This is a genomic window from Brevundimonas sp. SORGH_AS_0993 (genome assembly GCF_030818545.1).
Lineage (GTDB): Bacteria > Pseudomonadota > Alphaproteobacteria > Caulobacterales > Caulobacteraceae > Brevundimonas.
The window spans coordinates 993,227-1,011,978 of the sequence record NZ_JAUTAH010000001.1; the positions used below are offsets into that span (position 1 = coordinate 993,227).

The 18,752-nt window shown below is 67.0% G+C and carries 21 protein-coding genes and 1 pseudogene; 11 read left to right on the forward strand and 11 right to left on the reverse strand.

Features of this window, described 5'->3' with window-relative positions; translation table 11 throughout:
• Window positions 1-6 precede the first annotated feature (6 nt).
• On the reverse strand, window positions 7-216 hold the full coding sequence (locus QE389_RS04910; RefSeq protein WP_152949877.1) for a DUF3126 family protein: 210 nt from the start codon (window positions 214-216) through the stop codon (window positions 7-9).
• Between the two features lie 108 nt (window positions 217-324).
• On the opposite strand from QE389_RS04910, the gene QE389_RS04915 reads away from it, so the two are divergent.
• Window positions 325-921, forward strand: a complete 597-nt coding sequence (locus QE389_RS04915) for a hypothetical protein (RefSeq protein ID WP_307365016.1) — start codon at window positions 325-327, stop codon at window positions 919-921.
• Between the two features lie 4 nt (window positions 922-925).
• On the opposite strand, the gene cysE is transcribed toward QE389_RS04915, so the two are convergent.
• Entirely contained in the window at window positions 926-1,753 is an 828-nt protein-coding gene (gene cysE / locus QE389_RS04920; protein ID WP_307365018.1) for a serine O-acetyltransferase, read from the reverse strand.
• A 21-nt stretch (window positions 1,754-1,774) separates the two neighbouring features.
• Window positions 1,775-2,404, reverse strand: a complete 630-nt coding sequence (locus QE389_RS04925; RefSeq protein ID WP_307365020.1) for an NUDIX hydrolase — start codon at window positions 2,402-2,404, stop codon at window positions 1,775-1,777.
• A gap of 45 nt (window positions 2,405-2,449) precedes the next feature.
• On the opposite strand from QE389_RS04925, the gene QE389_RS04930 reads away from it, so the two are divergent.
• Window positions 2,450-3,043 (forward strand): nitroreductase, encoded by a 594-nt coding sequence (locus tag QE389_RS04930; RefSeq protein ID WP_307365022.1) that lies wholly within the window; start codon window positions 2,450-2,452, stop codon window positions 3,041-3,043.
• 72 nt (window positions 3,044-3,115) lie between these two features.
• The gene (locus tag QE389_RS04935) at window positions 3,116-3,778 is read left to right on the forward strand and encodes a DedA family protein (protein WP_307365024.1); all 663 of its coding nucleotides are present in this window, start codon (window positions 3,116-3,118) and stop codon (window positions 3,776-3,778) included.
• Here QE389_RS04935 and QE389_RS04940 read toward each other — a convergent pair.
• Window positions 3,750-4,628 (reverse strand): DUF817 domain-containing protein, encoded by an 879-nt coding sequence (locus tag QE389_RS04940; RefSeq protein WP_307365026.1) that lies wholly within the window; start codon window positions 4,626-4,628, stop codon window positions 3,750-3,752. The two genes, QE389_RS04935 and QE389_RS04940, sit on opposite strands and share 29 nt — an antisense overlap.
• A gap of 97 nt (window positions 4,629-4,725) precedes the next feature.
• Between QE389_RS04940 and QE389_RS04945 the strand changes: the two genes are divergently transcribed.
• On the forward strand, window positions 4,726-5,061 hold the full coding sequence (locus QE389_RS04945) for a hypothetical protein (protein WP_307365028.1): 336 nt from the start codon (window positions 4,726-4,728) through the stop codon (window positions 5,059-5,061).
• An 83-nt stretch (window positions 5,062-5,144) separates the two neighbouring features.
• Entirely contained in the window at window positions 5,145-7,136 is a 1,992-nt protein-coding gene (locus QE389_RS04950; RefSeq protein ID WP_307365030.1) for a TonB-dependent siderophore receptor, read from the forward strand.
• Window positions 7,137-7,217: 81 nt separating this feature from the next.
• On the opposite strand, the gene queF is transcribed toward QE389_RS04950, so the two are convergent.
• Complete coding sequence (gene queF / locus QE389_RS04955; RefSeq protein ID WP_307365032.1) at window positions 7,218-7,679, reverse strand: preQ(1) synthase; 462 nt, start codon at window positions 7,677-7,679, stop codon at window positions 7,218-7,220.
• Between the two features lie 157 nt (window positions 7,680-7,836).
• Window positions 7,837-8,016 (reverse strand): hypothetical protein, encoded by a 180-nt coding sequence (locus QE389_RS04960; RefSeq protein WP_307365034.1) that lies wholly within the window; start codon window positions 8,014-8,016, stop codon window positions 7,837-7,839.
• A gap of 82 nt (window positions 8,017-8,098) precedes the next feature.
• Here QE389_RS04960 and QE389_RS04965 point away from each other — a divergent pair, with 82 nt between their 5' ends.
• From QE389_RS04965 to QE389_RS04975, 3 genes are read left to right on the forward strand one after another with little or no spacing between them, the layout of a single operon-like run.
• Complete coding sequence (locus tag QE389_RS04965; RefSeq protein ID WP_307365035.1) at window positions 8,099-9,031, forward strand: nitronate monooxygenase family protein; 933 nt, start codon at window positions 8,099-8,101, stop codon at window positions 9,029-9,031.
• A 38-nt stretch (window positions 9,032-9,069) separates the two neighbouring features.
• Window positions 9,070-9,774 carry a TorF family putative porin gene (locus tag QE389_RS04970; RefSeq protein ID WP_307365037.1) on the forward strand — a complete coding sequence of 235 codons (705 nt, stop codon included), beginning with the start codon at window positions 9,070-9,072 and terminating at the stop codon, window positions 9,772-9,774.
• Between the two features lie 51 nt (window positions 9,775-9,825).
• Window positions 9,826-10,296, forward strand: a complete 471-nt coding sequence (locus QE389_RS04975) for a thioesterase domain-containing protein (protein ID WP_307365039.1) — start codon at window positions 9,826-9,828, stop codon at window positions 10,294-10,296.
• Here the strand turns inward: QE389_RS04975 and QE389_RS04980 are convergent.
• Window positions 10,281-11,444, reverse strand: coding sequence for a cystathionine gamma-synthase (locus tag QE389_RS04980; RefSeq protein WP_307365041.1), 1,164 nt, complete (start codon window positions 11,442-11,444; stop codon window positions 10,281-10,283). The two genes, QE389_RS04975 and QE389_RS04980, sit on opposite strands and share 16 nt — an antisense overlap.
• A gap of 4 nt (window positions 11,445-11,448) precedes the next feature.
• Window positions 11,449-12,849, reverse strand: a complete 1,401-nt coding sequence (locus tag QE389_RS04985; RefSeq protein WP_307365044.1) for a cystathionine beta-synthase — start codon at window positions 12,847-12,849, stop codon at window positions 11,449-11,451.
• A 118-nt stretch (window positions 12,850-12,967) separates the two neighbouring features.
• Here QE389_RS04985 and rnr point away from each other — a divergent pair.
• Window positions 12,968-15,293 (forward strand): annotated as a pseudogene (rnr, locus tag QE389_RS04990) (ribonuclease R).
• Complete coding sequence (locus tag QE389_RS04995) at window positions 15,290-15,991, forward strand: NUDIX hydrolase (protein WP_307365046.1); 702 nt, start codon at window positions 15,290-15,292, stop codon at window positions 15,989-15,991. The pseudogene rnr and the gene QE389_RS04995 overlap by 4 nt, the downstream one beginning before the upstream one ends.
• Before the next feature lie 43 nt (window positions 15,992-16,034).
• On the opposite strand, the gene QE389_RS05000 is transcribed toward QE389_RS04995, so the two are convergent.
• Window positions 16,035-16,601, reverse strand: a complete 567-nt coding sequence (locus QE389_RS05000) for a hypothetical protein (protein ID WP_307365047.1) — start codon at window positions 16,599-16,601, stop codon at window positions 16,035-16,037.
• Window positions 16,602-16,727: 126 nt separating this feature from the next.
• On the opposite strand from QE389_RS05000, the gene rpmG reads away from it, so the two are divergent.
• Window positions 16,728-16,895: a 50S ribosomal protein L33 gene (gene rpmG, locus QE389_RS05005; protein ID WP_003164451.1), complete on the forward strand. Its 168-nt coding sequence runs from the start codon at window positions 16,728-16,730 to the stop codon at window positions 16,893-16,895.
• An 83-nt stretch (window positions 16,896-16,978) separates the two neighbouring features.
• On the opposite strand, the gene QE389_RS05010 is transcribed toward rpmG, so the two are convergent.
• A complete protein-coding gene (locus QE389_RS05010) occupies window positions 16,979-18,340 on the reverse strand; it encodes a PleD family two-component system response regulator (RefSeq protein ID WP_307365049.1) in 1,362 nt (453 codons plus the stop codon).
• Window positions 18,337-18,702, reverse strand: coding sequence for a response regulator (locus QE389_RS05015; RefSeq protein WP_307365051.1), 366 nt, complete (start codon window positions 18,700-18,702; stop codon window positions 18,337-18,339). The genes QE389_RS05010 and QE389_RS05015 overlap by 4 nt, the downstream gene beginning before the upstream one ends.
• Window positions 18,703-18,752 lie beyond the last annotated feature (50 nt).

Sequence of the window (18,752 nt, forward strand, 5' to 3'; positions counted from 1 at the left end):
AGGCCGTCAGGCCGGCAGGTCTTCGGCCAGGATGGCCATTTCGAACATGAAGGAGCCTTCTTCGTCCTCGTCCTCGAAGACGACGCCGATGAACTCGTCCCCGACATAGACCTCGGCCGAGTCGGTCTGCTTGGGGCGGGCCTTCACGATGATGCCGCCGGTGTTGAAGGTGCGCTTCAGGTGCGCCTCGATGCGCTTCAGGTCGGTGTCTTTCACGGGTGGCCTCATGGTCTTGTGTTGGCCGCGGACCCTAGAGACATCGGGGCTTCAGGGAAACCGCCGCCGCGCATTTTCCGTTCAATCTCAGGAGGCGGCTCTTCGCCATTGCCGTTCGGCGCAAAGTCCGCTCTTCCTCAAGTAATGAGACACTTCGCCAGCCTGATCGCGATCAGCCTACTACTTGCAGCTTGCCAGGCTCGACACCCGGCCGCCCAGCCTGAAACGACCACTTTCGACCTTGCCGCATTCGAGAAGACCTACTTTTGGGATTTGGCTTCGGCTGAATGGGCCTCATCCCCCACTCTCGTAATCGCCGAAAAAGACAGCTTCTATCCGAGAGTTCCAGACGTCCAGATCGCCATTGTCTGCCGAAAGGACGGGGCTTTGGATGTGTGGGGAGACGCTTACGGTTTCGCCACGGACGTGGGCGGCCCAGCGGCGCTAATGCCGGTATTTGGGTTACGAAGCCCCGGCGTCTCGATGATGGCCGAACCGATTTGGGAGCATGGAGGATTTAGCAAACACGCGAGTTATGTCCTGCATCCGACTCGAAGGCAGCGTGACCGCCTGCTCCAGGGCAAGTGGTTCGAGGTTGCGGCTGTCTATGCCGACGGGAGTGGAACCGTCAGATATCCGCCGCCACCATCAGAAATGGCGAAGAATTTTGCCGCCCGATGCGACGCATTGTCTGCGCCTGGCTGACCCGTCAGATGACGAAGTCGTACACCACGTCGGCCAATGTGTGGTCCATCGTCCGGGCCGGCTCGGCGCCCGTGGGACAGTTGACCAGGCGCGCGGGCACGCCCGCCACGGTGCAGCCGGACGGCACGTCCTTCAGCACCACCGAGCCCGAGGCCACCTTGGCGTAGTCGCCGATGCGGATGTTGCCCAGCACCTTGGCGCCGGCGCCCAGCAGCACGCCCTTGCCGATCTTGGGGTGGCGGTCGCCGCGCTCGGCGCCCGTGCCGCCCAGGGTGACGTTGTGCAGCATGGAGACGTCGTCCCCCACCACCGCCGTCTCGCCGATTACGATGCCCGTGCCGTGGTCCAGAAACAGCCCCTTGCCCATGCGCGCCGCCGGATGGATGTCCAGTTGAAACAGTTCGGAAATCCGGCTCTGGAAATGGAACGCCAGGGTCTCGCGCCCCTGTCCCCACAGCCAGTGCGCCACGCGCCAGCCCTGCAGCGCCTGGAACCCTTTGAAATAGAGAAACGGCTGCAACAGATTGCGGATCGCCGGATCGCGTTCGGCCACGGCCTCCAGATCCGCCTCGGCCGCCTCGACCATGGCCGGATCGGCGGCGAAGGCCGACAGGCAGACCTCGCGCACCGACATGGCGCTCATTTCCCCGTCCGCCAGCTTGCGCGCGATCTGGAAGCTGAGAGCCCCGGCCAGATCGTCGTGGGACAGGATGACCGCGTTCATCTGGGAGCCCAACTGCGGCTCCTCGCGCGCCGCCGCCTCGGCCGAGGCGCGCAGCCGGCTCCAGACCGCGTCGGGTTCGGCCTGTGCGACGACTTCCAGCTTGGCCATGCCCGGGCTCCTTCGCCCCCATCATAGCCGGCCCAGCAAGGCCCGCGCCAGCGCCTCAGGGAGGGCGCCGGTCATCGCCATATGGTAGGCGCGATAGGCCGTCGCCACCGTCAACATGTCGCGCACCGTCCCCCGCCCGATCTCGTCCAGCAGTTGCTGGAACGGCACGCGCACGACGGCGATGTCCTCGCTGGGGTCCGGGGCCGTCGCCGTATCGTTCAGCCCCCAGGCGATCCAGGTCATGCCGATCTCGTCGGTGATGGAGTTGGACATCTCCACGTTCAGGGCCGCAAGCCAGTGTTGGGCGACCAGCCCGGCCTCTTCGGCCAGTTCGCGGCGCACCCCGTCGAACGGGTCTTCGTCCAGCGGCGCCCCGCCCTCGGGCATTTCCCAGGAATAGTTGGCATGGGCGAACCGCTGCTGGCCCACCAGGGTCACGGTCCCGTCGTCGTGGATCGGCAGAACGCCGGTCCCCACGTTCTTGAACCGCACCACGGCGTAGTCGGCCTTCATCCCCGTCGGCGCGGTGGAGGGATGGCGCGTCACCGCCATCCACGGGTTTTCGAACACCGTCTCGGTCCCGTCGCTGCGCCAGGCGGGCGGTTTGGCCAGGCCCTGGGCCCAGCGCGGCTCTCGGTCGGATTTGCTCATGGTCCGGGTATGGCGGATACGGGGACGAAAGCCTAGCTACGGCCCATGACCGATCTGACTGACGCCTTGCCCCTGCCTGTCCCCTCGCCTGAATTTCTGGAGCGGCTGGCCACGCGCCGTTCGGCGCCGGCCCAGGCCCTGACCGCGCCCGGTCCGTCCGAGGCCGAACTGGACCAAATCCTGCAACTGGGCGCCCGCACCCCCGACCACGGCAAGCTGTTTCCCTGGCGGTTCGTCGTCCTGGGGCCTCAGACCCGCGCCCAGATCGCCGAAAAACTGGCCGTCCTGGCCGAGCTGCGCGACAAGCCGGCCAAGAACCAGGCCGTCCTGGCCAAGCTGACCGCCGCCCCCGTCACCCTTCTTGTCGTCTCCGCGCCCGTCCCAGCCTCGAAACCCGTCTGGGAGCAGGAGCTGTCGGCCGGCGCCGTCTGCATGAACCTGGAGCACGCCGCCGGCGGTTTCGGCTATTCGGCCAGCTGGATCACCGACTGGTACAGCTACGACCCGCACGCCGCCGCCCTGTTCGGCGTCCAGGAGGGCGAGCGGATCGCCGGCTTCATCCACATCGGAACCCTGGCCGAACCGCCGCTGGAGCGTCCCCGTCCCGAAATGTCGGCCAAGGTCACACGCCTGCCGTAAGACGGCGGCATAAGGTCGCTTCCCGTCGGTTCACCCTCGACCGACGCCGCCTTTCTCCCCAAGGCCATCCGTATGGACTCCGCGTTGCAAGCTGCGGGCGACTTCATCGCCCGACATCATATGTGGGCCGGCGTGCTGCTGGGCCTGGTCGTCTTCGTCGAATCCCTGGCGGTGATCGGCGCCTTCGTGCCGGCGACCGGCCTGCTGATCGCGGCCGGCGGCCTGATGGCGGCGGGGGTGCTGGACCCGGTCAATGTCATCGTCGGCTGCATCGTCGGCGCGGTCCTGGGCGACGCCATCAGCTTCTGGGCCGGCCGTCGGCTGGGCGTGCGATTCCTGCAGCGCCCGATGTTCAAGCCCCACCGCCGCCGCATCGCCTGGACCCGGCTGTATTGTCGCCGCTATGGGGTGCTGTCGATCTTCGTCGGCCGCTTCTTCGGCCCCTTGCGCGCCTTCGTTCCCCTGACGCTGGGCATGCTCAGGATGCGCCAGCGCGCCTTCCAGTTCGGCAATGTCACGTCCGGGATCGTCTGGGTCCTGGCCATGCTGGCGCCCGGCTATCTGGCCGCGCAGGGTCTGGCGCGGATGGAGCTGTTGACCGAGGCGCACGGCACGACCCTGCTTCTGGGCGCGGTGGCCCTGGCCATCCTGATCGTGGCGGTGGCCTATCGTCTGGTGAAGGCGCGGCTGGCGCGCCGCTCGGCCGTCATGCGCGGCGTGCTTCAGGGGCGCTGACCTCGTCCTGGGGCCGGTGGACCAGGGACACCAGCACCACCGAGATGATCATCAGCAGGAACCAGCTGCCCAGCTTGGCCAGGGACACCATCTCCCACCCCGTCGCCTGTCCCGGATAGACCCAGGCCCGCCCCAGGGTGCCCAGGTTCTCGGCGAACCAGATGAACAGGGCCACCAGGAAATAGCCGAGCAGCAGCGGCATCGACCGCCGCGTCCGATCCGCCGTGAAATAGAACCAGCCCCGCCCGAACAGCAGCGCCGTCGCGGCGAACAGCGCGATCCGCACATCCGGCAGCCAGTGATGGGCGAAGAAGTTGACGTAGATCGCCGCCGCCAGCGCCCAGGTCGCCCACAGCGGCGGATACCGCCGCACCCGGATGTGAAAGATGCGCTGGACCCGCGCGATATAGCTGCCCACCGCCGCATACATGAAACCCGAGAACAGCGGCACAGCCCCGATCCGGAGCAAGGACTCCTCGGGATAGAGCCACGACCCGTGCGCGGTCTTGAACAGCTCCATGATCGTCCCCGCCACATGGAACAGGAAGATCACCCGCGCCTCCTCCCCGCTCTCCAGCCGGAAAATCAGCATCGCCGCCTGGATCGCCACCGCCCCCACGACCAGAAAGTCGTAACGCGACACCGGCGTATCCTGCGGCCAGACCAGCCACGTCCCCACGATCAGGGCCAGCATCAGCCCCCCGAACAGACACGCCCACCCCTGCTTAAGCCCGAACCACAGGAACTCATAGGCGTAGCGCCGCCCCCGAGACCGATGCGCCCACGCCTCCGCCCGCGTCATCAGACGACGGCCCCAGGCTTCGAGCGGGAGGGTGTGCGAACGAGACATCGGGTCGCAGACTAGAGGCTGATCGCGCCGGACGGAACGCCCGCCGTTGCCAGCCCGCCCGCTTCATTCTAAGACCTGTTCCGCGATGCGACAGCCCGTGACCACAGCGTTCGGCGGCCTGAGGCTGGTCTTCCAGCTTCTGCTTCTGCTCTCGGTCTTCTCGCCGGCGGTGTCGGCCCATGCCTGCGTCGACGAAAACTGCGCCTATGTCGCTACCGGCGTGCAGGCCATGCCGGACGACGCGCGAGGCGGCTGTCCCGACTGCGGCCCGGCCTGCGCCAACGGCTGCTGCCACGCGCCGCATCCCGCCGCCTTGCCCGGCGCTGCGTTCATGGATCAGCCGACGCCCCTTGCGCTTCGACTGTCCTGGAGCCATTCCCCCGAACGGTCGCCGCTCGATCCGGCCGATCTAAGCCGCCCCCCGCGCGCCTGATCCCCGCCGGGGCCCTCCCCGGTCTTTCCGCACCGCCGCGTCCCGCCTGACCGGGACATGGCCAACGCTGTCAGGACCGGCCCATGCGCCGGTCGAGGATCACCACGATGAACACCCTTTCAAGCCGCCTGCTGGCCGGCGCCGCCCTGGCCCTCCTTTTCCCCGCGACAGGCGTGGCTCAAAGCCCGCCGTCCGTTCAGACGCCGTCTCAGACCGAAGACATCGCAGAGGTCGAGGAGATCGTCGTCGTCTCCACCCGCTCACGCCGCCGTATCCAGGACGAACCCCTCCGCGTCGAGGTCCTCAATCAGGAAGAGATCGCCGAGAAGCTGATGATGCGGCCCGGCAATATTTCGATGATCCTGGCCGAGACGGGCGGGGTCCGCGTCCAGGTCACGTCGCCGGGCCTAGGGGCCGCCAACGTGCGCGTCCAGGGCATGGGCGGGCGTTACACCCAGTTGCTGGCCGACGGCCTGCCGCTATACGGCGGCCAGGCGCTGGGGCTGCTGCAAATTCCGCCCAGCGACCTGGGCCAGGTCGAGGTCATCAAGGGCGCGGCCTCGGCCCTGTATGGCGGCCAGGCCCTGGGCGGGGTCATCAACCTGATCTCGCGACGGCCGGGTGACGCGCCCTCGGGCGAACTGATCCTGAACGCCACGAGCCGCGACGGCCAGGATGTCTCGGCCTACGGCTCCGCGCCCCTGTCCGATCACTGGCGAGGCTCGCTGCTGGCGACCTACAATCATCAGGCGACCCAGGACCTGGACGGCGACGGCTGGATCGACATGGCGGGCTATGACCGCTGGTCCGCGCGTCCGCGCCTGTTCTGGACGGGCGACGACGGAGCGACCCTGTTCCTGACCGCCGGCGTGATGGGCGAGCAACGGCGCGGCGGCACGTTGGACGGCGCGACGGCGCCGGATGGACGCCCCTTCCGCCTGGACCAGCAGACCGAGCGGCGGGACGCGGGCGTCGTCTACGAACGCCCGTTCGGCCCTGACGTCCTGTTCCAGACCCGCGCCTCCGCGGCCGAGCAGAAGCACGACCACCGCTATGGCGATCTGATGGAATCGGATCGCCACCGCACCTTCCTGTTGGAGACCTCGGTTTCAGGCGAGGCGGGCGGCGCAGCCTGGCTGGGCGGCGTCGTCTGGCAGGCCGACGACTATGCGTCGCAGGCGTTTCCCGTCTTCGACTATCGCTACACCGCGCCCGCCGTCTTCGCCCAGGTCGAATGGGACTGGACCGAGGCGCTGACCCTGGCCGCCAGCGCCCGCTACGACGACCACAGCCGATACGGCGGACAGTTCAGCCCGCGCCTGTCGCTGCTGTGGCGGCCCGGCGCCTGGACGGTGCGCGGCTCCTGGGGCCAGGGCTTCTACGCCCCGACGCCCTTCGTCGAAGAGACCGAGGCCGCGGGTCTGTCGCGTCTGGAGCCCCTGGCCGACCTGAGGGCGGAAACCGCCTCGACCGCCTCGCTGGACCTGGGCTATGCGCGGGGGCCGTGGGAGACCAATCTGACTCTGTTCGGCTCGAACATCGACGATGCGCTGCAACTCGTTCCCGTCGCCGCCGACCGCGTTGGTCTGGTCAATGTGGACGGGGCGACGCGCACGCGCGGGGTCGAAATGCTGGGCCGCTGGCGTCGCGCGCCCTTCGTGGTCACAGCCAGCTACATGTATCTTGACGCGGATCAGCCCGACCCCGTCGGCGCCGGCCGTCGCGTCACGCCGCTGACGCCGCGCCACACCGCCGGCCTCGTCGCCCTGTGGGAAGATCAGGATCGCGGGCGGCTGGGCTTCGAAGCCTATTACACAGACGCCCAGTCCCTGGACGACAACCCCTATCGTGCGCGCGGCGACGCCTATTGGGAGCTGGGGCTGCTGGGCGAGGTGGTGCTGGGTCGCTACCGCATCTTCCTGAACCTGGAAAACCTGCTGGACGAACGCCAGACCCGCACCGATCCGCTGCTGCGCCCCTCGCGCACCGCCGACGGCCGCTGGACCACCGACGCCTGGGCGCCGCTGGAAGGCTTCGTCGCCAACGCCGGCGTCCGCATCCGCTTCGGCGGCTAGAGACTGATCGTTTCAGCCGGAACCGCGCCGCGGTTCCGTCTTAGGCGTGAATCAGGCTCCCGCTTGAATCCGGAGCCTGATTCACCCCCGCCCGCGATACGTCGGCACGCCCTGGTCCGGCAGCCACAGTCCCTCGGGCGGGGCGCCCGTCTGCCAGAAGACGTCGATCGGAATGCCGCCGCGCGGATACCAGTAGCCGCCGATCCGCAGCCATTTCGGGGCCAGCAGGTCCGCCAGTTTGCGGCCGATGGCGACGGTGCAGTCCTCGTGGAAGGCGCCGTGGTTGCGAAAAGCTGTCAAATACAGCTTCAGGCTCTTGGATTCGACCAGCCAGTCACCCGGCGCATAGTCGATCACCAGATGGGCGAAGTCGGGCTGGCCCGTCACGGGGCACAGGCTGGTGAACTCGGGCGCCGTGAACCGCGCCAGATACAAGGTGTCGGCATGGGGGTTGGGCACCCGCTCCAGCACCGCCTCTTCCGGGCTGGTCGGGGCGACGGTCTGGGCGCCGAGTTGGCTGAGGCCTTCGGTATAATGGGTCATGCGCGCCATTTAGGCCCTTGCGATGCGTATGAAAATCCTTCCCCCATCAGGGGAGGAATAAAGCCTTGTGCGCCCCTAAAGTCGCCGAAACTGTTCTGCCTGTTCCAACACTTGTCCGGCGCCACCGCCGATCTGCGCGCCTTGGTCGCGGAAGCCCTTAACATGCCGACCCCGCGACCGGCCTGTTGGACTGGTCGGACCGTTCGGACTGATCGGACTGTTCGGACTGTTCGGACTGTTCGGACTGTTTGGACTGTTTGGACTGTTTGGACTGTTTGGACTGTTTGGACTGTTTGGACTGTTTGGACTGTTTGGACTGTTTGGACTTCCCTTTCACAGGTCGGCCCACGACGACGGACCATTTGCCTTCCCCGGCGACAGCCCGCTAGGCGTAGCGAAAGAAAAACAAGGAGACGCCCGTGGCCATTCCCGCTTCGCTGCAAAAAGGTCTGACCCTGCCGATCATTTCGGCGCCGATGTTCCTGGTGTCCGGCCCGGACCTGGTGGTCGCGGCGTGCAACGCGGGCGTGATCGGGACCTTTCCCTCCCTGAACCAGCGCACGACCGAGGGCTATCGGGAATGGATTCATGAGATTCGCGGCCGGCTGACGCCCGACGCCGCGGCCTTCGGCGTCAACCACATCGTCCATCCGACCAACCCCCGGCTGACGGCCGACCTGACCGTGTCGGTCGAGGAGAAGGTCCCCCTGATCATCACCTCCCTGGGCGCGGTGCGGGACGTCGTGGAGGCGGTGCATGGCTATGGCGGCGTGGTCTTCCATGACATCGCCAACATCCGCCACGCGCGAAAGGCCGCCGAGGCGGGCGTGGACGGGCTGATCCTGGTCGCCAACGGCGCGGGCGGCCATGCGGGGATCATCAACCCCTTCGCCCTGGTCAACGAGGTCCGCGGCTTCTTCGACGGGACCATCATCCTGTCGGGCGCCATCTCGACGGGTCGGGACGTGGCCGCCGCCCTGATGCTGGGCGCCGACTTCGCCTATATGGGCACCCGCTTCATCAACACGACCGAGGCGATGGCCGCCCCGGCCTACAAGCAGATGATCGTCGACAGCGGCTCGACCGACATCGTCCACACGCCCGCCGTATCGGGCATCCCGGCCAACTTCATGAGCAAGTCTCTGATCGAGAACGGGATCGATCCCAAACACCTGCCGGACCACAAACTGGACATGGGCGACGAGGCCAAGGCGTGGAAAACCGTCTGGTCCGCAGGGCAAGGCGCGGGCGCCATCCACGACGTCCTGCCGGCCGCCGAACTGGTCGCGCGCCTGCGACAAGAGTTCGCTCAGGCCACGGAGGAGTTCGCTATCAAGTCCGCAGCACGCTAAAGGCGGCGCCAATCCGCATCTCGCGCGTTGGAGCCGCCATGATCCGCACGACCATCCTCGCCGCCCTTTCCGCCGCCGCCCTCGTCACCCCCGCGGCGGCCCAGTCCGCCCCCGGCGCGTCCGCGTCGCGGGACGCCTGGTCGTTCGAACTGGGCGCGGGGACGGACAACCGTTCCAAGAATGCGTCCAAATCCGGCAACGACGGCTACGCCTTCGGCTCGGCGACCTGGGAAAGCGCCGACGGCCTCTTCTACGCCGGTCCCGGCTTTGAAACGGTCCAGTCGGGCGGCTCCAACGTCGAGGCCGAACTCGTCTTCGGCTACCAGCCCGAGGCCTTCGGCTACAGCTTCGACTTCAACGCCGTCTACAAGCACCGCCTCGACGCCGAGGCGGGCTATGACGAGACGGGCTGGGAGTTCACCGGCAACGCCAGCCGCTCCATCGGCCCAGCCAGCGCCCGCCTTCAGGTCCAGTATTCGCCCGACGCCGCCGGCTCCACTCGGTCCTTCACCTGGGTCGAGGGCCGCGTAGGGTGGGACTTCACCAACAAGCTGAACGGCACGGTCGCCGTCGGTCGGCGCGAGCAGAACGGCGCGCCCGACTACACCGGCTGGAACGCCGGCGTGACCTACGCCCTCACCGACGCCATCGAAGTCGATCTACGCTACTATGACACCGACGCTCACACCTTCGGCGAGCAGTATGAGGACGCCTTGGTCGCCAAGGTCGCCTACGCCTTCTGAAGCTCAGCCTTCCTACCTCGCCTACGGGTGTCGCGATTGCTAGAAGACATCATGACCGCTGATGCCCTTCAGACCTACCTCCACGACCACATACCGCTGTCGCACGCGATGCAGGTGAGCGTCCGGGCCGTCACGGCGGACGCCCTGACGCTGGAAGCGCCGTTGGCGCCCAACATCAACCATCGCGACACGGTGTTCGGCGGCAGCGCCTCGGCGTTGGCGATCCTGTCGGCGTGGTCGCTGGTGCATACCAAGCTGGCGACGGAAGGGCTGAAGGCGCGGCTGGTGATCCAGTCGAACACCGTCCACTACGATCAGCCGATCGCAGGCACGTTCCAGTCCACCGCTATTCTGGCAACGCCTGCCGACTGGCCCCGCTTCCTCGCCATGTTCCGGCGTCGCGGCAAGGCGCGGATCACAGTCGCGGCGATCCTGACGGAAAACGGTCAGGCGGCTGGCCGTTTCGAAGGCAGCTTCGTCGCCTTGGCGATGGATGACGCCGAGGTTCAGTCCAGGGCTTGATCCAGATCGGCAATCAGGTCCTCGACGTTCTCGACCCCGACCGACAGACGGATCAGGTTGTCGGTCACGCCGCCCGCCTCGCGCACCTCCTTGGGCACGCTGGCGTGGGTCATGATCGCCGGGTGGTTCACAAGGCTTTCGACCCCGCCCAGCGATTCCGCCAGGGTGAAGACCTGAACCCGCTCCAGCACCCGCCGCGTCCGCTCCAGATCGCCGTCCAGGATCACCGTCACCATGCCGCCGAAGCCGCCGCTCATCTGGCGCGCGGCCAGTTCGTGCTGCGGATGGGCGATCAGGCCCGGATAGATCACCTTGGCGATGCCGGCCCGCGTCTCCAGCCAGCGCGCCACCGTCAGCGCATTCTCGCAGTGCGCCTTCATCCGCAGCGCCAGCGTCTTCAGGCCCCGGTTGGCCAGGAAAGCGTCGAACGGCCCCATGACCCCGCCGACCGAGTTCTGCAGGAACTTGATCCGCGTCGCCAACTCAGGGTCGCCCGTCACCAGCACCCCGCCGATGATGTCCGAATGGCCGTTCAGATATTTGGTCGCCGAGTGCATGACCACGTCCGCCCCCAAGCTCAGCGGCTGCTGGCAGAAGGGGGTGGCGAAGGTGTTGTCCACGATCAGCAGCAGGCCGTGCGCCTTGGCCACCTTCGACAGGGCGGCGATGTCGGCCAGCTTCATCAACGGATTGGTCGGGGTCTCGACCCACAGCATCTTCGTCTTGGGCGTGATCGCCGCCTCGACCGCCGCGATGTCGCTCAGGTCTACATAGGCGAAGTCCAGCCCCATGGAGCGCCGCCGCACCCGCTCGAACAGCCGCCACGACCCGCCATACAGGTCGTCGCCCGTGACGACATGGTCGCCCGCGTCCAGCAGCTCCAGCGCCGTCGAGGTCGCCGCCATGCCCGAGCCGAAGCCGAACCCGTGCGTGCCGCCTTCCAGATCGGCGACACAGGCCTCGAACGCCTCGCGCGTCGGGTTCTTGCCCCGCGCATACTCATAGCCCTTGTTCACGCCCGGGCTTTCCTGAGCGTAGGTCGAGGTGGCGTAGATCGGCGTCATCACCGCCCCCGTCGTCGGGTCGGGACGCTGGCCGGCGTGGATGGCGCGGGTCGAGAAGCCCTGGCTGTTCTTCTTGTTGCTCATCGGCTTACCGGTTCAGGCTGAGGTGATTGATCAGGTCGGTGCGAGTGATCAGCCCCACGAACCGCTCGCCGTCCAGCACAATGGCCACGCGATCACGGTCGAACACGGGAATCAGGGCGTCCAGCGGCTCGTTGACCTGAAGCGTGTCCAGGTCGCGCGTCATGGCCGAGGACACCGGCTTGGCGAACCGTTCCTTGCGCGTGATCTCGTCGGTGTTCATCACCTGGATCAGGTCGCTTTCGTCCAGAATGCCGACCAGACGGCCGTCCTCGATGATCGGCAGCTGGGACACGTCGGCGCCCTTCATCCGCTTGAAGGCCGTGTCCAGGGTGTCGCCCGGCCCGGCGACCACCACGTCGCCGTTCTCGTATTTGCGGTTGATCAGGTCCGACAGGTCGCCGTGGATATCGCGCTCGCCCAAGCCCTGATCGGCCAGCCAGGCGTCGTTATAGACCTTCGACAGATACTTTGCCCCGGTGTCGCACACGAAGGTGACGCAGGTCTTGGCCTCCGTCTGTTCGCGGCACCACCGCAGGGCCGTGGCGATCAGCGTGCCCGAAGACGAACCCGCCAGAATGCCTTCCTTCAGCAGCAGTTCGCGCACCGTCGCCACGGCTTCCGCGTCGGAAATGGAATAGGCGCGGTCGATCAGGCTCATGTCCGCCGTGTCGGGCACGAAGTTCTGGCCGATTCCCTCGACGGTATAGCTGCCCTCCGGCCCTGGGACGCCATCGTTGACGATGCCCGCCAGGGTAGAGCCGACCGGATCGGCCAGGATGATCTGGGCCTTCGAGCCGACGCTCTTCAGAAACTGCGCCACGCCGGTGATGGTGCCGCCCGAGCCGATGCCGGCGACGAAGGCGTCGATGTCGCCGCCCGTCTGCTCCCAGATTTCCGGCCCCGTCGTCTTCACATGGGCCTCGGCGTTGGCGGCGTTGGCGAACTGATTGACATAGAAGCCGCCCGGAATGCCCTGGGCCAGACGCTCGGCCATATCGGTGTAATACTCCGGGTGGCCGTGCGGCACGTCCGACCGTGTCAGGCGAACATCGGCGCCCATGGCCCTGAGATGCTGGATCTTTTCCTTGGACATCTTGTCCGGGATGACCAGAAGCACCTTATATCCCCTGGCCCGACCGACCAGCGTCAACGCCAGGCCGGTGTTGCCCGCCGTCGCCTCCACGATGGTGCCGCCTTCCTTGAGGAAGCCTTCGCGCTCGGCGGCGTCCAGCATCGAGATGGCGATCCGATCCTTGATCGAACCGCCGGGGTTCTGGGACTCCAGCTTCAGCAGCAGGCGGCACGGGCCGGTGTCGATCTTCGTCACCTCCACCATCGGCGTCTTGCCGATCAGATCCAGCGGCGACGAGACGGTCGCGCTCAGGGCGGGGGCGTTCAGGGACATCGAAAACTCCATTCGGGGCGGGCGGAAGCTGAAGCCCCGCCTTCACGCGGTCAACTCACGCAAGATTTGACCCCTCAAGATTTACGCAAGAGCGCGGTTCCGCGCTACGAAAGACAGAATGACCAAATCATCCAAGAGGCCGCCCGCCGGCCTCCCCGACAAAGACACGCTCCTCGCCTTTCTGCGAGAGACAGGATCGGCCGAGAAGACCGACATCGCGCGCCATTTCGGCCTGAAGGGCGGCGACCGCCGGGCCTTGCGCGAAATGATCCGCGAACTGGAAGCCGAAGGGCGACTGGGCAAACGCGGTCGCAATGGCTTTTCCGAAGCCGGCGCCCTGCCCCCCGTCGGCGTCGCCGATGTGATCGAACGCGACGGGGACGGCGAACTGTATGTGCGCCTGGTCGAGGCCAGTCCCGACGCCCCGCGCGCCATTCTGATGCCCGACAAGTCCAAGGCCGCGCCTGGCCTGGGCGATCGCGTGCTGGTAAAGTTCCAGCGCGGCGCGGAGGGTTGGGAAGCCCGACTAATCAAAAAGCTGGACGTGGGCTCCAACCGCGTCCTGGGCGTCATCCGCAAGTCGGCGCGCGAAACCCGCGTCGAGCCGGTCGACCGCCGCTCCAAGGACGTGCTGCTGGTGCCCCAGGCCCAGTCCGGCGACCTGCGTGACGGCGATCTGGTCCTGGCCGCCGTCGAGAAGGGCGATCAGCGCTATGGCCCCAAACGCGGCAAGATCCTGGAACATATCGGCAAGGAGGACGATCCCCGCGCCGCCTCTCTGATCGCAATCTACGCCCACAGCATACCGACCGGCTTCTCCGAGGCGGTCGAGCGCGAGGCCGAGGATCAGGCGCTGCCGACCCTGAAGGGCCGCGAGGACCTGCGCGACGTCCCCTTCATCACCATCGACCCCGCCGACGCGCGCGACCACGACGACGCCGTCTATGCCGCGCGCGACGAAGACCCCAAGAACCCCGGCGGCTGGATCGTCTGGGTCGCCATCGCCGACGTCGCCGCCTATGTCCGCCCCGGCAGCCAGTTGGACCGCGAGGCGCGCGACAAGGGCAACTCCACCTACTTCCCCGACCGCGTCGAGCCGATGCTGCCGGAGGTGCTGTCGAACGGTCTGTGCAGCCTGAAGCAGGGCGAGAACCGCGCCTGTCTCGCCGTTCGGATGGTCTTCGACAAGGACGGCCGAAAGACCGGCCACAGGTTCGTGCGCGGCCTGATGCGGTCGCACGCCAAGCTCAGCTACGAACAGGCCCAGGCCGCCATCGACGGTGAACAGGACGACGCCACCGGCCCGATCATGGAGGCCATCCTCTATCCGCTGTGGAACGCCTATCACGCCATGCTGAAGGGGCGGCTGAAGCGCAGCCCGCTGCAGATTGAATCGGCCGAACGCCGCATCCGCATGGCGCCGGATGGCGGGATCGCCTCCATCGAGAAACGCACCTCGCTTGAGGCGCACCGGCTGATCGAGGAGATGATGATCCAGGCCAACGTCTGCGCCGCCGAGACCCTGGAGCAGAAGAAGACGCCGCTCATCTACCGCATCCACGATGCGCCCAGTCAGGAGAAGATCTTCAACCTGGCCGACTTCCTGTCGACCATCGGCAAGCCTTGGAACAAGGGCGAACCCGGCACGACCAAGCGGTTCAACAAGCTGTTGGACGAGACGCGCGACGGCGAATACGCCGATGTGGTCAACGAGGTCGTCCTGCGCACCCAGATGCAGGCCATCTATTCGCCCGAGAACGTCGGCCACTTCGGCCTGAACCTGGACCGCTACGCCCACTTCACCTCGCCGATCCGACGCTATTCGGACCTGATCGTCCATCGCGGCCTGATCCGGGCGCTGGGCTTGGGCAAGGACGGGCTGACGGACCGCGAGATCGCCGAACTGCCCTGCCATCGCCGAGGGCGTGACCATGACAGAGCGCCGCTCCATGGCCGCCGAACGCGACGCCATGGACCGCTACATCGCCGCCTATCTGGAGGAGCACATCGGGGCGACCTTCGCCGGAAGGATCACCGGCGTCACCCGGTTTGGCCTGTTCATCCGTCTGGAGGACACGGGCGCGGACGGTCTGGTCCCCGTCTCGACCTTGGGCAGCGAATATTTCACCCACGACGACCGCGCCCACGCCCTGGTCGGCGAACGCACGGGCAAGCGGTTCACTCTGGGCCGGATGGTCGAGGTCAAACTGCGAGAGGCCACGCCCGTCACCGGCGGACTGGTGTTCGAAATGCTCAGCGAGCCCGAGCCCCGCGATCCCAACGCCCCGGCCCCGCGCTACGGCATTCGCGGACGGGGCGGCGACGGCCCGCCGATGCGCGGCCAGAAAAGCAAGAATGGCAACCGTCCCGGCGGCCCCAAGCCCCGCAACGGCTCCAAACCGTCAGGCGGCCTGAAGGGGGTCAGAAAGGGCAAGCGTAAGTGACGCCCTTCGACGCGGCGCAGGATCTGGCCGACGCGCCGTGTATCGGCGGCGCCCAGCGGCCCAAGGACGCGGCGACCCTGATCCTGACGCGGGGCGGATCACGCCCGGAGGTGCTGATGGGACGGCGCGCGCCGGGCCATGTGTTCATGGCGTCGAAATGGGTGTTTCCAGGAGGGCGGATCGACCGCAGCGACTTCACCGCCGCCTCGACCGGCGATCTGTCGTCGGACGTGGCGCGGCGGCTGGAGAGCGAACTGCCGGCGCGGCGCGCGCGCGCCCTGGTCCTGACGGCGGTGCGCGAGACATTCGAGGAGACGGGCCTCATTCTGGGCCGGCCGGCGCCCCGCGCCTCGGTCGCCGGGCCGTGGCGCGAGTATCGCCAGGCGGGCGCCCTGCCCGATCTGTCGGTCCTGTCCTATATCGCGCGCGCCATCACCCCGCCGGGTCGCACGCGGCGCTTCGATGCCCGGTTCTTCATGGCGCCGAGCGAGGCCCTGCTATCGCCCGAGCCTTCGTCAGGATCCGGCGAACTGGACGAGATCGCCTGGCTCCCGCTGGATCAGGCGCGCAGCCTGGACCTGCCCGCCATCACCCGTTTCGTGCTGGAGGAACTGGCCGAACGTCTGGGCCGACCGAGCCGCCCTCTTCCCTTCGTGCGGATGGTGCGCGGCCTCCACACGGTCGAATACAGGGACTGACAGGACCAGATCGACGATCAAACCCTGGTGCGTCGTCTGAACCTCAATCCGTGATCGGCTTGCTCAGGTCGAACTCGACCCGGAAATGCCGGTTGGGGCGACGCAGTTCATAGGCGAACATCCGGTCGGGATGCACCTCCATCGCCCAGACATTGGTGGTGGAGACCGCCGCGTCATTGGCGTTGAACAGGGCGATCGATTCGGCGTCGACCGGAAACGCCTGCCGCTCGGCCGCGCCCGCGCTCGCTGTATCGCCACCGTACCAGTGAAGCACATCGGTCGTGCCGTCTTCGTGCCGATGATCGTGCTTCAGCCGCAAGCCCGTCGGCGTCTTCGTCACCACCCAGGTGCGCGAGCGGTCCTGGCCCACGGCGAAGGGAATCCGCACCTCCTCCGGCGAACAGTCGCGGACGTGCATGACCAGACGTTCGCTGGCGAACTTGGCGTCTGCGGCGTCCGTCGTGACCACCCGCCCCTCGAACCGCTGGCCGCACAGGGCGTTCAATCGCTCCATGAAGGCGTCTTGCGCGGGAGCAATTTCGGCGGCGGCGGCCCCGCCGAGCGAGATCAGGGCCAGCGCCGCAAGGGTCGGAAGGGAGGCGATTTTCATGTCCGCACCCTATAGAGGCGGCCGACCGCATCAACGCGACATCAGGCCCGTTGACTTTAGGGCGAGCCCGAGTATGTTCCGCGCCTCTTATTTTAAGCGGCTTTCGCCGTCGCAGAGGTAATTCCGATGGCCAAACCGGCTTCCATCAAGATCCGCCTGAACTCCACGGCCGACACCGGCTTCTTCTACGTCACCAAGAAGAACGCTCGCACCATGACCGAAAAGATGGTCGTCAAGAAGTACGACCCCGTCGTTCGCAAGCACGTCGAGTTCAAGGAAGGCAAGATCAAGTAATCTCTTGATCCGCTGAAACGACGAACGCCCGGCTGGACCTCCCCGCCGGGCGTTTTCTTTTGTCGTGACGGCGACGGGTCCGGTCAGGCCGCCTTGGCGATGACCAGGTTGCGCCCCTTGGCCTTGGCCTCGTAAACGCCCTCGTCGGCGCGCTTCAGCAGGCTTTCGGGCGTGTCGCTCTGGCCGGTCGTGACGGCCACCCCGATGGAGATGGTGACGGTCAGTTGCTCCTTGCCGCCCAGGACGCGGAAGGGGGCGGCGGCGACGTCGCGGCGAATACGCTCCGCCACGCTCCCGGCCGCCTCCAGACTGGCGCCCGGCATCACCACCACGAACTCCTCCCCTCCCATGCGGCAGGGCAGGTCCACGGCGCGGACATTGGTGGCCAGGCGCACGGCGAACTCCACCAGGACCTCGTCGCCCGCGTCATGGCCGAAGCCGTCGTTGACGGCCTTGAAGTGGTCGATGTCCATGACCAGCACGGCCACCGGGGCGCCGCCATGGCTGGCGCGGCCGACCAGGGCCTGAAGCTGGGTGGTCATATAGCGACGATTGTGCAAGCCGGTCAGGGCGTCGGTGACGGCCATCTCAAGGCTGCTGTCCAGCTTGTGCCGCAGGAAGTCGGTATAGCGTTTGCGGCGGATCTGGGTGCGGGCGCGGGCGGCCAGTTCTTCCGAATCCACCGGGCGCGACAGAACGTCCGCGGCGCCCAGTTCCAGCGCCTTGATCATCCGCGACCGCTCGGTCGGATCGACAACGGCCAGCACCGGCGCCCGACGCGCATCGCCCGACTTGGCCAGGGCCACGATCCGCAGGCCGTCGAACGATTGGGCCGCGACGTTGACGATGATCAGATCCAAAGGCCCCTTGGCCACCGCCAGGGCCGCCTCAGGGTTGGATTCTATGGTGATGCGATGTTCGCCGCTCAGTTCCGAAGCGATCTTTTCGGCCTGCACGACGTCGTCGTCGACGATCAGAATGCGGCCGCCTTCGCTGCGCATCCGGGCCACCCCGTCCGCCTCCACGCCCAGGCGGCGGCTGCTTTCCTCCCGTTCGCGCAGTTCGTCCATGATCTGCTTGAGGCGCGTCAGAGACCGCACGCGGGCGAACAGGACCACGTCGTCGATGGGCTTGGTCAGGAAATCGTCGGCCCCGGCGCCCAGGCCGCGAATACGGTCCTCGCGCCCATCCAGCGCCGTGACCAGCACCACGGGAATATGGCGGGTGAGCGGATGCGCCTTCAGCCGGCGGCAGGTTTCGAACCCGTCCATGCCGGGCATCATGACATCCAGCAGGATCAGGTCCGGCTGCTGCTCGGCCGCCACGGTCAGGGCCGTCGCCCCGTCGCCGGCGGTCAGCACGTCGTAATATTCGATCGTCAGCTTGGCCTCGAGCAGGCGGACGTTCACGTCCACGTCGTCGACCACCAGGATACGCGCGCTCATCCCAGGTGCTGCCGAATTGTGTCGAGGAACTGCATGACCGAGATGGGCTTGGAGATATAGGCCTCGCACCCGCCCTGGCGAATGCGCTCCTCGTCGCCCTTCATGGCGAAGGCGGTCACGGCGATGACGGGGATGTGGTTCAGTTCCTCGTCGTCCTTCAGCCATTTGGTGACTTCCAGACCCGAGATTTCAGGCAGCTGAATGTCCATCAGGATCAGGTCGGGATGGTGGGCGCGCGCTAGGGCCAACGCCTGCAACCCCTCGCGGGTTTGCAGCGTCTGGTAGCCCTGGGAGTCGAGCAGATCATGAAAAAGCTTCATGTTCAGCTCGTTATCCTCGACGATGAGGACTTTCTTGGACATCGTCACCTGACCTGTGCGGCCCAGGAACGCGGGACGCCTCGTAGGGGTGC